This is a genomic window from Undibacterium sp. GrIS 1.2, assembly GCF_040544435.1.
Taxonomy (GTDB): Bacteria; Pseudomonadota; Gammaproteobacteria; order Burkholderiales; family Burkholderiaceae_D; genus Undibacterium.
The window spans coordinates 13,489-27,158 of the sequence record NZ_JBEONP010000058.1; the positions used below are offsets into that span (position 1 = coordinate 13,489).

A 13,670-nucleotide genomic window follows, 5' to 3' on the forward strand; every position below is an offset into this window, starting at 1 on the left:
AGTGAGTTGGGGCAATAAGTTGACGCAGCCAACCGAGACCGTAAGTTAATGCAGCAAACCGAGACCGTAAGTCGATAAAAATGAGCAGATCAAAACTCTCTCTTCCGCTTGTGGGAGAGGGGATGATTGCCGTAGATTTGATTGCATTAATAATACTGGTGGTAAGTATATTTTAAGCGTCCAGAGAATAATTGGACATTAAGGCATATTTGCTAGTGATTGGTGGGGAGTATATTGAGATTGACTCAAAATTGAATGCTTCTACCTCCAACGAATCAATGTTTTATCCCAGCAAAATACCAAACAGCACATTTCAGCACATTTTAAAACTGCCAAGAATAATTTAAAAAAGGACAAACATGAACACCAACACTTTCATCATTCGCCCGGGCCAAATGAGTCTGTCCGACTTGCGCGCGATCTGGCGCACTGCTTTGCCGCTGGAGTTGGATGTCAGTGCCTATGAGGCGATCAACGCGTCCTCCGCAACGATCCAGAGTATCGTCAAAAAGGGCGACGCGGCATATGGTATCAATACCGGATTTGGCAAACTCGCCAAGACGCGCATCCCCGATGAGCAATTAGAATTACTGCAAAAAAATCTGATACTGTCGCACTCAGTCGGCTCTGGTGAATTGATCGCTGATGAGGTTGTGCGCTTGATTTTGTTGATGAAAATCGCCAGCCTGGCGCGAGGATTTTCTGGTATCCGTGCCAGCGTCATCGATACCATGATCGCTCTGTACAATGCAGGCATCATGCCCGCAATTCCGGTCAAAGGATCGGTCGGCGCATCCGGCGATCTGGCGCCTTTATCGCATATGACGCTGGCCTTGATGGGCGAGGGCGAAGTACGTGTAAATGGGCGATTAGTCCCGGCAAAACTGGCGTTAGAAAATGCCGGAATCACAGCGGTCGTACTGGCTGCTAAAGAAGGTCTGGCGCTGATTAACGGCACCCAAGTTTCCACTGCATTGGCGCTCAATGGTTTGTTTCTCGCTGAGCGCTTGCTGGAAGCCGCAACGATTACCGGAGCATTGTCGGTTGATGCCGCCAAAGGCAGTGACGCGCCGTTTGATCCGCGTATTCATGCAGTGCGCGGACAACCTGGTCAGATCGCTACCGCCAAAATTTATCGTGAATTGTTGGAGGGGAGCGAAATCCGCCGCTCGCATCTGGTCAATGACGAACGTGTACAAGATCCGTATTGCCTGCGTTGCCAGCCACAAGTCATGGGCGCCTGTCTGGACATTATCAATAACGCAGCCCGTACTTTATTAATTGAAGCCAATGCCGTGACCGACAATCCGCTGGTGTTTTTGGATACGGGTGAAGTCATCTCCGGCGGCAACTTCCATGCAGAGCCGGTGGCCTTCGCAGCAGATACGCTGGCATTGGCGATTGCAGAAATTGGTTCTATTTCCGAGCGCCGCATTGCCTTGCTGATTGATGCAAGTTTGTCAGGTTTGCCGCCATTTCTGGTGCCAAATTCCGGGCTCAATTCTGGCTTTATGATCGCACATGTGACAGCAGCGGCGTTGGCCTCAGAGAATAAATCCCATGCACATCCAGCCAGCGTTGATACGATTCCGACGTCGGCCAATCAGGAAGATCATGTCAGTATGGCGACCTTCGCTGGCCGACGTCTGCATGAGATGGCACACAATACTGCCACTATAGTCGGTATAGAATTATTAGCCGCAGCGCAAGGCGTTGATTTTCATCAGCCGCTGGAGACCTCAGCGAGTCTGGCGACAGTACATCATGCGCTACGCCGCAAGGTCGCGTTTTATGACAAGGATCGCTTCTTCGCACCAGATATTGCAGCAGCAAAACAGATGGTGCTGGATGGCGAATTGAGCGCACAATGTCAGCACTTGTACACCCATCTTTATTCGTAAAACAGCTCTTATATTCAACACACACTCAAACACATAGCGCCAACACATCATGCGTAAATGGAGCCAGCAAGACTATAAAACCATGCCCTGGAAAAACGGTGGCGGCAGCACGACTGAGCTGGCAGTTTTTCCTGAGGGTGCAAGCCTGGACCATTTTGTCTGGCGCATTAGTACGGCCTTAGTCAGCAGTGACGGCGCGTTTTCGCACTTTGCACAGATTGATCGGACGCTGGCGATTTTGTCTGGTGCAGGTATGATCTTGCATGGAGATGAAGAGGGAACTGATACACCTTCCAGTGTTACCTTGACCCGCGACAGCATGCCACATCAATTTTCTGGCGAGACATCCATCCGTGCTGAATTGCTAGATGGTCCGGTATGGGATCTTAATCTGATGACCCGGCGCGATGTCTGTACTCATTTTATGCAACGGCTAGAGGCCGGCGAGCATTATGTTGTGGCACAAAATGCGCAACAGGTATTGATCTACTGTGCACAGGGACAGGCAGTCTTGAATAAAGTGATGGATGTCAGCGAAGCAGATTTAATTTTGCTGGAAGAAGATCATAAACACGCCGGTGTGCGATTAGTCGTGCAGGCGCAAGAGGGCAGCGTGCTCTATCTGATGCGCATTAGTTTTTTAAACCACGCCGGAGCCTGAACCATGCTGACTCTCTGGACCAATGTCCATCTGGCGACCATGCAGGATGGTTATGGCGAAATCCGCGATGCTGCAATTGTGGCGAAGGATGGCAAGATTGTCTGGCTGGGTAAACGTATCGATTTACCTGCTGATTTGCTTGCTGAGTGTCAAGCGAATTCCCAAGCGAGCATGTCACACGACGGACAAGGCTGCTGGCTGACACCTGGTCTGATTGACTGTCATACCCACATCGTCTATGCAGGCAATCGCAGCGATGAATTTGAGGCGCGTTTAAACGGCGTCGCCTATGGAGACATCGCCAGACAAGGTGGCGGTATTCTTTCCACGGTGCGTGCGACCCGCGCCGCTAGTCCACAGCAATTAATGCAAGCCAGTTTGCCCAGAGTACGTAATTTATTAAAAGAAGGCGTCACTACGCTGGAGATCAAATCGGGCTACGGTCTGGATGTTGAAACAGAGGCCAAGATGTTGCGGGTTGCCAGACAATTCGCACAAGATTTTCCGGTACGGATCAAAACGACTTTTCTCGGCGCGCATGCCTTGCCTCCCGAGTATGCAGGTCGTGCTGATGATTACTTGGACTTGGTTTGCGAGCAGATGCTACCAGCCCTAGTGGCGGAAGGTCTGGTCGATGCAGTCGATGCATTTTGTGAAAAAATCGGCTTTTCGCCAGCACAGACTGAAAAAGTATTTCAGGCGGCGCAGCGACATGGACTGCCAGTCAAATTGCATGCCGAGCAGCTCTCAGATCAGGGCGGTGCTGCGCTCACGGCACGCTATCAAGGCTTGTCTGCCGATCATCTGGAATATTTATCGCAAGAGGGCATCAACGCTATGGCGCAGCATGGCACAGTCGCCGTGCTGTTACCCGGTGCTTACTACTTTTTGCGAGAAACCAAATTACCTCCGATTGCCGGTTTGCGCGAGGCGCAGGTACCCATCGCCATTTCTACCGACTGCAATCCGGGTACCTCACCAATGACCTCTTTGTTGCTAGCAATGAATATGGCCTGCACCTTATTCCGCTTAACGCCTTTGGAGGCATTGGAAGGCGTCACCAAACATGCCGCCCGCGCTTTGGGTTTGCAAGATCAGATCGGCACCTTAGAAATTGGTAAGGCAGCAGACTTCGCATTATGGGCAATAGACCGGCCAGGTGATCTGGCCTATGCGATCGGCGGCAATCCTTGTGTGGGGATTGTGTTTGCTGGAGAGTAGATCGTTAGTTAAACTATGGCATTAGATTCAATTTAAAGGAACGACCGTGACCTTATCAGCCAAAGTGACATTGCAGGCGCATCTCAAAAAAACTTGGCAAGGGCGTATCGGTAAAATCCTCATCAGTCTGGTGGGCTTGCTGGCACTGATCATCTTGTTGAGTTGGCTGCTGTTACCGGTTTATGTAAAACGAGTCGCGGTCGAGCAAGTTCAGCAGCAATTAGGTCGCAAGCTAGCGATTGGCGAAGTCCGTTTCTCCCCCTTTGCGCTCGCGCTCACGGCTAACGATGTCAGCTTGTACGAGCCGGATCAACGCAGCCCGGCACTGTCTTTAAAAACTCTGGTACTTAATCTCTCACTGAGTTCCGCCTGGCATCGGGCTTTGGTGATCGATGAGGTCAGGCTAACTGCACCGCAAGTCCATGTAGTACGCACCAGCGCTGATGGTTATGGTCGCTATAATTTTTCTGACATCCTCGATAAACTGGCGGCGCAACCCAAAAGCGATGCACCTTTTCGTTTTTCGCTGGCGAACTTGCAATTGCAAAACGGTAGTATTCTTTTTGACGATAAAGTACTGGAGAAGCACATAAAAATAGACGAGCTGCAAATTGCAGTGCCGTTTTTATCCAACTTCCCAAAAGAAGTAAATAGTTTCGTCCAGCCGATGTTGTCCGCCAAAATCAATGGCACACCATTCGATTTAAAGGCGCGTAGCAAGCCGTTTGTGGATAGCTTGGACACGACTTTAGCGATTGATATTGATCGCCTGAATGTACCTGCCTATATTGCTTATATCCCAGTCCCTTTGCCATTAAAAATACAAAGCGCGCAATTATCTACCAAGCTGGATTTGACTTTTAGCCGTAAGAAAAACTAAGCAGAGTTGCTGTTGTCCGGTCAGGTTCAATTGCATAAAATTGACCTCAAAGATAATGCCGATGCCCCTTTGTTACTGACCGATGTGATTACGGCGCAGATCAAACAAATTAATCTGATCAGCGGTGCAGCTAGCTTAGATCAGTTAAGCATAGAGGCACCAGAAGTTTGGCTGGATCTAGACAAAAAAGGCCAGCTCAACTGGGCCAAACTGAGTAGTCACGCTCTTACTCCAACCCCCGTAGCGGATCAGGCAAAGTCTACGCTGGCAAGTGACCCGATAAAAAATTCTGCTCCAGTTGTTAATGCCGTTAACTCCGCTAACAATGCTAATACGAATACCGTGGTCGCATCAGATTCAAAGAGCAAAGCGATCATCGCCTTAAATTCTATTGTGCTCAGCAAAGGGCAAATCCATTTTAGTGACGCCTTACATTCGTCACCGGTTATACCAATCAATTTAAAAGATATCGCCCTCAATATTAAACAATTGAGTACCGATATTGCGGCCAAGCCAGCCAGCGTTTTAATCAGCATCGCTACCGAGCAAGACGCACAAAGTAAATTTGAAGGGCAATTCAGCATCGCCAGCGGGATGGTGGATGGTAATGTAAGTCTGAGTGATTTGTCATTGGCTACTTATCAGCCATTGTTTAATCCTGTATTAGCTGCCACGCTGGCAGGCAAGTTAGCGGCGCAGTCGCATATCCATAGCCAGGACGGGCAAGTAAAAATAGCAGATTTTAATTTGCAATTAGTAGATTTTTCCATCCAGTCAAAAGCGAAAACCGAGGGCGGCATTGCAATCAAATCTTTAGCACTGAGTAAGCTAGAACTTGATACTGCGACGAAGGTAGTTAACGCGGGTAGTTTAGAAATGACAGGTCTGAGGGCGGATGTCCAAAAAGATCAGACCGCAACATTAAATCTGCAAAAATTTTTGATAGCGTGGAATGGACAAAGTGAGCAGAGTACAAAACATCAACCTACTCGAGATAAAGTCAGTGTCAATGTAGAGGCACTAAAGTTGCCCGGTGCCGCTAAGGTTAACAATGCTAACGCCAGCAATGCCGCTGCTACCATTCCAGAACCCAATGCATGGCGCGTCAATCTGCACAATTTTTCTGTCAACGATAGTAGTGTGCGCTTTGATGATCGGTCGCTTTATCCTAGTGTGAACGTGACGCTGGATAGTATTAGTCTGGTCGCTAGTAATCTCAGCAGTAATCTATTGGACAGTGCAGTCGTGGACAACGCCGCCCAGACGGCGAGCTTTACATTAAAAACGACGATTAACCGCAAAGGTAAATTAAGCCTGAGCGCCGATGCCAGTGCTGGCTTAAAAAATATCACGGCATTAATTGATGCCCAGACCTTGCCAGTTGCTGCGCTATACCCTTACTTTGCGCGCGAGTTAAATGTCACTTTAAGTCGTGGTGACGCCAGCGCTAAAGGCAAGCTAGTGATCCTGAGTGACAAAGGATCAGCACCAAAAATAAGTTACGACGGTAATTTAAAACTCAGTGATTTCCATATGCTGGAAAGTGGTGCCAGCGACGATTTTTTAGAATGGAAATCAATCGACCTGGACGGTATTAACGCAAAATTAGGTGGTAACAAGCCTACGATATTGTTGAAGAAATTGAGCTTGACAGATTTTTATGCCAGGGCAGTTTTGTCTGATAAAGGCAAACTGAATCTGCAAAATATTACCGTCAACAAATCTGCTGACGGTACAACGGAGGCGAATAAGATTATCGAAATTAAGAAGGTCGATGTCAATTCAACTGACACGGCAAATTCACTCAACTCTGCTGACGCTGCCACCACCTCCGCTACCGTATCTATCGCACCTGCCGCGTCAGTCTCAACGACCACGCCAGTCGTCGTTTCTACACCGATAGCACCGCCAGTCAAGCAAACTAATCCGTTAGTGATCCGGATTAGTCAAACCGTCCTGCGCGGTGGTAATGTCAACTTCACAGATAATTTTGTTCGTCCCAATTACAGCGCTAATTTAACTGGCGTCAGTGGCACGATAGGTGCGATTGCGTCTGATAGCACGCAGCCCGCCACAATTGAGTTGAACGGCAAGATTGATAATGATGCACCGCTAGTGATTTCTGGCACGCTCAATCCTTTATCCTCACCGATTTTTTTGGATATTAAAGGCAGCGCCAACGGGATGGAGCTGACGCGCCTGACACCTTATGCTGCAAAATATGCAGGTTATGCAATTGATAAAGGCAAGTTGTCGGTGCAGGTGTCGTATCGGGTAGAGAATCAGCAATTGCAAGCGCAAAACGACGTGCGGTTAGATCAGCTCACTTTTGGCGAAAAAATTGATAGTCCCAATGCCACGCGCTTGCCGGTACAACTCGCACTGGCCTTGTTGCGTGATAACGATGGAAAAATTGCGATCAATTTACCAATCTCCGGCTCTTTATCTGATCCGCAATTTTCAGTCGGCGGCATTATTTGGGAAGTCTTCGTTAATTTAATTACCAAGGCAGTAACATCTCCGTTTGCCTTGTTGGGGCAAGCGTTTGGTGGCGGAGAGGAATTGTCCTATGCCGAGTTTACACCGGGGCTGGCGATCTTGACGCCGGATACCAGCGCCAAATTAGACAACCTCGCCAAAGCGCTCAGCAACCGCACCGGTTTGCGTATGGACATTCTCGGTAGAGCCGATACGCAAACCGATACAGAGGGATTGCGCCGCGCCAGTCTGGAGAAAAAAATCAAGCAAGCAAAACTCGTCAGCTTGCAAAAGAAAAATCCTCAATTGAGTCTGGATCAAATCAGTTTGGATGAAGGTGATAAAAAAACTTATATCGAAGAAGTTTATAAATCAGAAAAATTCAGCAAGCCGCGTAATGTGATCGGCATTGCCAAAACTTTGCCGCCAGAAGAGGCCGAACGTTTGATCCTTGCTAACACGCCCGTCACACCAGAGAATCTGCGTCAGTTAGCCCAACGCAGAGCCGATGTGGTACGGGATTATCTGGAGCAAACTGGCGGTATTGCCAAAGAGCGCCTGTTTTTGATTGCGCCAAAATTGACTGCGGATGGGATTAAAGATAAAGGTCTGCCAAATCGGGTAGATTTTTCTGTTAAATAGCAGTACCTTCTTCTTATTGCGGATAGGTAAGAGTAAGACGCTGAACTGAATATGGTATTTAAATAGTAGGGCTTTTGTACGGCAAATAGTTTATGTAGTAATCAATATAATAATTGATACTCCTAGTATGTATATTTTATCGTCCATATAATTAAAGGTCAATAAGGCGATTTTATTAAAAATAAAGGGGAGTATATGAATTTTAATGTTAATCGCTGACTGCTAATCGTAATACCTTGATCGTACCAAACCCATTGCAAACACGCGCAGTGCTGGATCTTTAATCAGAACGGAGCACTATGTTAGAAGCTACGCTAGCAGCGGATGAAGAGCAGCGCCTTGCGGATCTACACTCGTTAGAAGTATTAGACACGCCTGCAGAAGAGCGGTTTGATCGTATTACCCGAATAACTCAGTGTCATTTTGATGCGCCGATTGTGCTGATTTCTCTGGTCGATTATCAGCGGCAATGGTTCAAGTCGTCGCAAGGATTGGCCGAGACCGAGACCCCACGCAATATCTCTTTTTGCGGGCATGCTATTTTGCAAGAGTCAGTTTTTGTCGTCGAAAACGCCTTGCTAGATCCGCGCTTTGCCGATAATCCTTTAGTCACTGGCGAGCCGCATATCCGTTTTTATGCGGGCATGCCAATTAGAGGGCCGGGTGGGCATAAGATTGGGACACTCTGTGTGATTGATCGCCAGGCACGTCAACTTGGTACTAGCGATAAGCAGATGTTGAAAGACTTAGCCGCAATGGTGGAGTCGGAGATGAACGCGCTGGATCTAGCCCAGCTAAAACGACAACAAGATCATGAGTTCAGCTTATTGCAGTCGGTGATGGACAGCATGAGTTCTACCTTGTCGGTGCGTGATATCCATGGGCGCTATTTATTCGTCAATAAAGAGTATGAGCTGGTTCATCAGCGTTTAAGCAAAGATTTAATCGGCAAGACTGTGTTTGATTTATTCCCGACTGATGCGGCTAAGATTAGCCACAACGCAGATCGTAAAGTGATTGAATCGGGTAGTGTTCTGGAGTCGCAATCCGTCGTCGTACAAGAAGATGGCGAGCATATTTATCAGATAATCCGCACCCCTTTGTACCGCAGCAGCGGCGAGATTTATGGCGTCTGCGTGATTGGCATTGATATCAGTCAACGTCTGGCGTCTGAGCAAAAAATGAGGGTAGGTGAAGACCTTTTATTGTCAGTGATGAATAGCACCAGCTCTCTGATTGCGGTACGTGATCTGAATAGTCGTTACCTGTTTGTGAACCGGAAATACGAAGAGCTGATCAAAATGTCTGGCATCGATATTTTGGGAAAAACGATGGAAGATATTTATCCTTCTGAATTCGCAAAAAAAGCGCGGGAAGAAGATTTGTTGGTGTTCCAGAGTGCAGAGTCGCTGGCGATAGATAGTGTTTTTCCTTCCTCCGATGGCGATGTCTATTTTCATTCAGTACGCTCACCTTTGCTTGATCGTGACGGTAAAATATATGGCTTGTGCATAGTCGCGTCCGACATCACTCAAGCCCGGCGCAATGAGCAAACATTAATAGAAAATCAAAGCTTATTAGAGTCACTGAATCTGCGTTTAAGCAATGCCAGTGCCTTGCATAATGCGATTTTGGATGTGGCTAACTTCTCGATTATTGCCACCGACACAGAAGGTACTATTCAGATGTTTAGTGCCGGTGCGGAGAAAATATTAGGCTATTCCGCAGACGAGGTGGTTGGTATTCATAGCCCGGCAATCTTCCATGACATGAATGAGATCATCGCCAAAGCGGCGCAGTCCAGCCTGGAATTAAATCAAACAATCGCCCCAGGCTTTGAGGCATTTGCAGCGAAGGTCAGACAAGGTGGTTACGACCACCAAGAGTGGACGTATATCCGCAAAGATGGATCTCGTTTGCCTGTCATGTTATCGCTTGCAGCGCTTTTTGGTGACCAAAATAGTGACGCCAACATCAACCCAAACATCAACCCAAACATTACCTCAAACGTCAACTCAAACCAAAACCTCAGCCTAAGTAAGCATCAAAATAAACAAGATACGATCGTTGGTTTTTTAGGCATTGCCTACGATCTGTCTGAGCAAAAACGGATGGACAAAATGAAGAACGAATTCATTTCCACCGTATCGCATGAGTTACGAACACCACTGACTTCTATTCGTGGTTCGCTTGGCTTGCTGTCCTCTGGCAAATTGATGGAAATATCGCCACGTGCACATGACTTGTTTGAGATTGCTAAAAATAATTGCGAGCGACTGGTAAGGCTGATCAACGATATTCTTGATATTGCTAAAATGGAATCAGGAAGTATGACATTTGATCTGCGCCCGCATGTCATGCAAGAACTGGTCGCCAACGCCATTGCAGCAACCCAGGCCTATGCCGAGTTGTATCAGGTAAAGTTAGAGTTGCAGTCTGAGCAGGCGCCCATGACGGTGCTGGTTGATGCCGACAGACTATTGCAAGTGATGATTAATTTGTTATCTAATGCCTGTAAATTCTCTCCTAAAGGTGGCGTCGTAACGATACGCTTGCAGGCGTTATTGGCGGATTCTGTCAACCCAACTATCCCAGCCAATCCAGCGAGCTTGAGGTTATCGGTAATAGATAACGGCAAAGGCGTACCAGAGGCATTTAAGGGACATATTTTTGAAAAGTTTGCCCAGGCAGATTCGTCAGATACCAGGCAAAAAGGCGGTACAGGTTTGGGCTTAAGTATTTGTAAAACGATCATCGGAGCTCACCAGGGACGGATTGATTTTTATAGCAAGCCGAATGAGCCAACCGAGTTTTTCTTTGAATTACCTGTTATTCAATAAATTGTGCCTAGCCTTAGTTAGGCTTAACCAGTTGCATCTAGTCATATTCAGTTGCAATAAGTTGTATTAAGTTGCCTTGAGTTACATTCAGGCGTTTCAGCAGCGCAACTCTTGAGCAATTTTTATAATACTTCTGGTAGGCTTGGATTAAATGGAATTACTATTTTTAGCCTTGCGCCGCTATGGATGAAAAGCTACATACGCAGTAGGATTTTTAGTCAGGACTTTAATTTCATAGTGGTAACGATTTTTTCGCTATAAAAAGCAAAAGGAATTGCGATGAGTGAAAAACCTCTGAATAAAATACTGTACGTCGAGGACGACCAGGACATCCAAACGGTAGCCCAAATCGCGCTGGAAGTTGTCGGTGGCTTTAGCCTGATTACTTGCAGCTCCGGCAGCGCAGCGTTGCAGGCGATAGAGACCGGCACCGTTCCAGACTTGCTGTTGCTTGATGTGATGATGCCAAGTATGGATGGACCTACCACATTGGCCGAGTTACGTAAGCTTGCTTCTACCTCCCAGACACCGGTTATTTTTATGACGGCCAAAGTGCAATCGGTAGAGCTTGATTACTATAAATCTTTAGGCGCTATCGGCGTCATTGCCAAACCTTTTGATCCTATGGAATTATCGGAGCAAGTGCGCGCTCTGTGGAATAACTCAAACAGTGGGAGCAAAGGAAATTAAATGACAGAAAAAAATGACAGTCTCCAGGAAAAACTGCGAGCACTAGAAAATCTGTTTTTAGAAAAATTGCCTTTGAAGATGCAAGAGATGGAGGAAGCACTCGCCCATTTTTTAGCAAAGCCGGAGGATAAAGAGGCACTGACCATATTACATCGGCTACTGCACACCATGGCGGGGTCGGCCGGTACATTCGGCTTTGCCGAAATGGGTTTGCAGGCACGTGAGTTTGAGATACGGCTTAAACCGCTGTTTGCTGAAGAAATCTGGTCGCTGGCAGATCTGGATACCTATGCCGCCGAGCTAAGAGAATATTTTGTCACTGCTTTACTCAACGCCAAAAGCAAAGGTGCTACGGTACAAGCCGTTGATTATCTGGAAAAAAACAGCGACAAAGATGCCTCTCGCCTGATTTATCTGGTCGATGACGATAATGAAATTACCCAATCCATCTTGGTTCAGTTAGAGCAATTTGGTTACGAGGTGGTACTCATAGACCAGCTAAAATCGCTGGCGGTATCCATCGCTACCAGACGACCCGACATCGTCGTCATCGAACTTGGCTCAGAAGACGGAAAAACCGCTGGTGCAGAAGAGATCGCCCGCATCAAGCGTCTTGGCCGTTTAAGTATTCCTACCATCTTTGTATCTCAATCCAGTAGTTTTGAAAACCGCCTGCAAGCCGTGCGTGCCGGTGGCGATGGTTACTTCACCAAGCCCGTCGATATCGTCGCCCTGAGCGAAAGAATCGATGCTTTGGTCGGACGCGAAGAGCCCAAAGGCTACCGCGTACTGATTATTGATGATGATGTCGTCACTGCTGAGTATTACAGCGCAGTTTTGCGCAATGCCGGGATGAGCGTGCGCTTGCTTAACGACCCTAGCCAGATTTTGGGCGTAATGACGGATTTCAGGCCAGAGCTATTGTTGCTGGATGTATACATGCCACTTTGCAGCGGTGTGGAATTATCCAAAATGATACGGCAAGATAATTCTTATCTGGATATTCCTATCGTTTTTCTGTCCAGCGAAAACGACATGGGTAAACAATTAGATGCGGTACAGGCAGGTGCGGATGATTTCCTCACTAAGCCGATTACGCCAGAATTTTTAGTCTCCGCTTTATCTAGCCGGGCAGAGCGGTATCGCCTGTTACGCGCTCTGATTATGCGTGACGGTTTGACGGGTTTGTACAACCATACTGCCATCAAAGAAGAACTGGGCGCAGAGATTTCCATCGCCAGCCGTAACCGCGCACCACTGGCTTTAGCGATGATCGATCTGGATAATTTTAAACACGTCAACGACACCTACGGCCACCCGGTAGGCGATCAGGTGCTGCGTACTTTGTCGCGTCTATTGCGGCAGCGCTTGCGCCGTAGCGACATTGTCGGGCGGTATGGTGGTGAAGAGTTCGTCATCATTTTCCCTGGCACCAGCGCGATCGTCGCCCGTCGGGTATTGGATCAAATCAGGATTGCTTTTGGCAAAATTGACCAGCATGCAGAGCAGGGCGATTTCGCAGTTACGTTCTCAGCAGGTGTGGCTGATCTGGAATTAACCACGGATGCTGATGAGTTATTTGATGTGGCTGATGCGGCGTTGTATCGGGCTAAGCAGGGTGGGCGGAATCAGATTGAGTTGGCGAAAATTTGATTTTTTGACGTAGTCTGAGGGTATCTGGTATTAGGCAGTCATGCCTACACCGTTCATTTGAGATTGCAGGCCGGTGGTAGACCGGCGGCTACTCACTTTTCTTGCTTCGCCAAGAAAAGTAAGCAAAAGAAGGCGACCGCGAAGTCGCTGCCCCTTCGGGGTTCCCGTTTGTAGAAGACAAAAATGGGAAAAGTTCGAAACTCGCTTCGCTCAGACAACGAACCTTTCTTATCCATTTTTGCCTTCTACAAACGGCAGCGCCAAAGCGGAACTTCAAGTCAAAATCAAATTCAAATTCAAATTCAAATTCAAATTCAAATTCAAATTCAAATTCAAATTCAATTCCCTCGTTGTCCGCAATCTAAAGCCTTTCAAGCTTCCCTCTCCCGCATGCGGGAGAGGGATCGAGGGTGAGGGTGCTTGTAATGCCGCGCTCCGCGATAACTACTTAAAATGTAATCCTCTGTTTAAGTCATTTTATAAATTTCTTTAGATTTCCCTTTAGACGTTCCTTTTAGTATTGTCCAATAAAAATGCGGCTTACCAAGCATTTTCCTTTGGTAAGCCGCATTTTTATTGGACGATGTAATCTGATATTTTTAAAATATCAGAGCTTCTTGCAAAATACCCAAACCAGTAAAGTCGAGCATGGGTGTGGCCACTGTTGCGATTGGTTTTCTTGTTTGAAGCGGCACATGTGACAT

General features: G+C 47.3%; 9 protein-coding genes. All 9 read left to right on the forward strand.

Annotation, left to right across the window (positions count from 1 at the left end):
• The first annotated feature begins 359 nt into the window (after nt 1-359).
• The 9 genes from hutH to AAKU61_RS19135 all read left to right on the forward strand — a co-directional run bounded on the left by hutH (nt 360) and on the right by AAKU61_RS19135 (nt 13,380).
• Complete coding sequence (gene hutH / locus AAKU61_RS19095) at nt 360-1,901, forward strand: histidine ammonia-lyase (RefSeq protein WP_354334821.1); 1,542 nt, start codon at nt 360-362, stop codon at nt 1,899-1,901.
• A 49-nt stretch (nt 1,902-1,950) separates the two neighbouring features.
• Nucleotides 1,951-2,562, forward strand: coding sequence for a HutD/Ves family protein (locus AAKU61_RS19100; RefSeq protein ID WP_354334823.1), 612 nt, complete (start codon nt 1,951-1,953; stop codon nt 2,560-2,562).
• A gap of 3 nt (nt 2,563-2,565) precedes the next feature.
• A complete protein-coding gene (gene hutI / locus AAKU61_RS19105; protein ID WP_354334825.1) occupies nt 2,566-3,783 on the forward strand; it encodes an imidazolonepropionase in 1,218 nt (405 codons plus the stop codon).
• A gap of 46 nt (nt 3,784-3,829) precedes the next feature.
• Complete coding sequence (locus AAKU61_RS19110; RefSeq protein WP_354334827.1) at nt 3,830-4,663, forward strand: AsmA family protein; 834 nt, start codon at nt 3,830-3,832, stop codon at nt 4,661-4,663.
• A 12-nt stretch (nt 4,664-4,675) separates the two neighbouring features.
• Nucleotides 4,676-7,783 carry a DUF748 domain-containing protein gene (locus AAKU61_RS19115; RefSeq protein ID WP_354334829.1) on the forward strand — a complete coding sequence of 1,036 codons (3,108 nt, stop codon included), beginning with the start codon at nt 4,676-4,678 and terminating at the stop codon, nt 7,781-7,783.
• Between the two features lie 299 nt (nt 7,784-8,082).
• Nucleotides 8,083-10,623: a PAS domain-containing protein gene (locus tag AAKU61_RS19120; protein WP_354334831.1), complete on the forward strand. Its 2,541-nt coding sequence runs from the start codon at nt 8,083-8,085 to the stop codon at nt 10,621-10,623.
• A 279-nt stretch (nt 10,624-10,902) separates the two neighbouring features.
• On the forward strand, nt 10,903-11,313 hold the full coding sequence (locus tag AAKU61_RS19125) for a response regulator (protein ID WP_354334833.1): 411 nt from the start codon (nt 10,903-10,905) through the stop codon (nt 11,311-11,313).
• On the forward strand, nt 11,314-12,966 hold the full coding sequence (locus AAKU61_RS19130) for a diguanylate cyclase (protein ID WP_354334835.1): 1,653 nt from the start codon (nt 11,314-11,316) through the stop codon (nt 12,964-12,966).
• Nucleotides 12,967-13,149: 183 nt separating this feature from the next.
• The gene (locus AAKU61_RS19135; RefSeq protein WP_354334837.1) at nt 13,150-13,380 is read left to right on the forward strand and encodes a hypothetical protein; all 231 of its coding nucleotides are present in this window, start codon (nt 13,150-13,152) and stop codon (nt 13,378-13,380) included.
• Nucleotides 13,381-13,670: the final 290 nt, after the last annotated feature.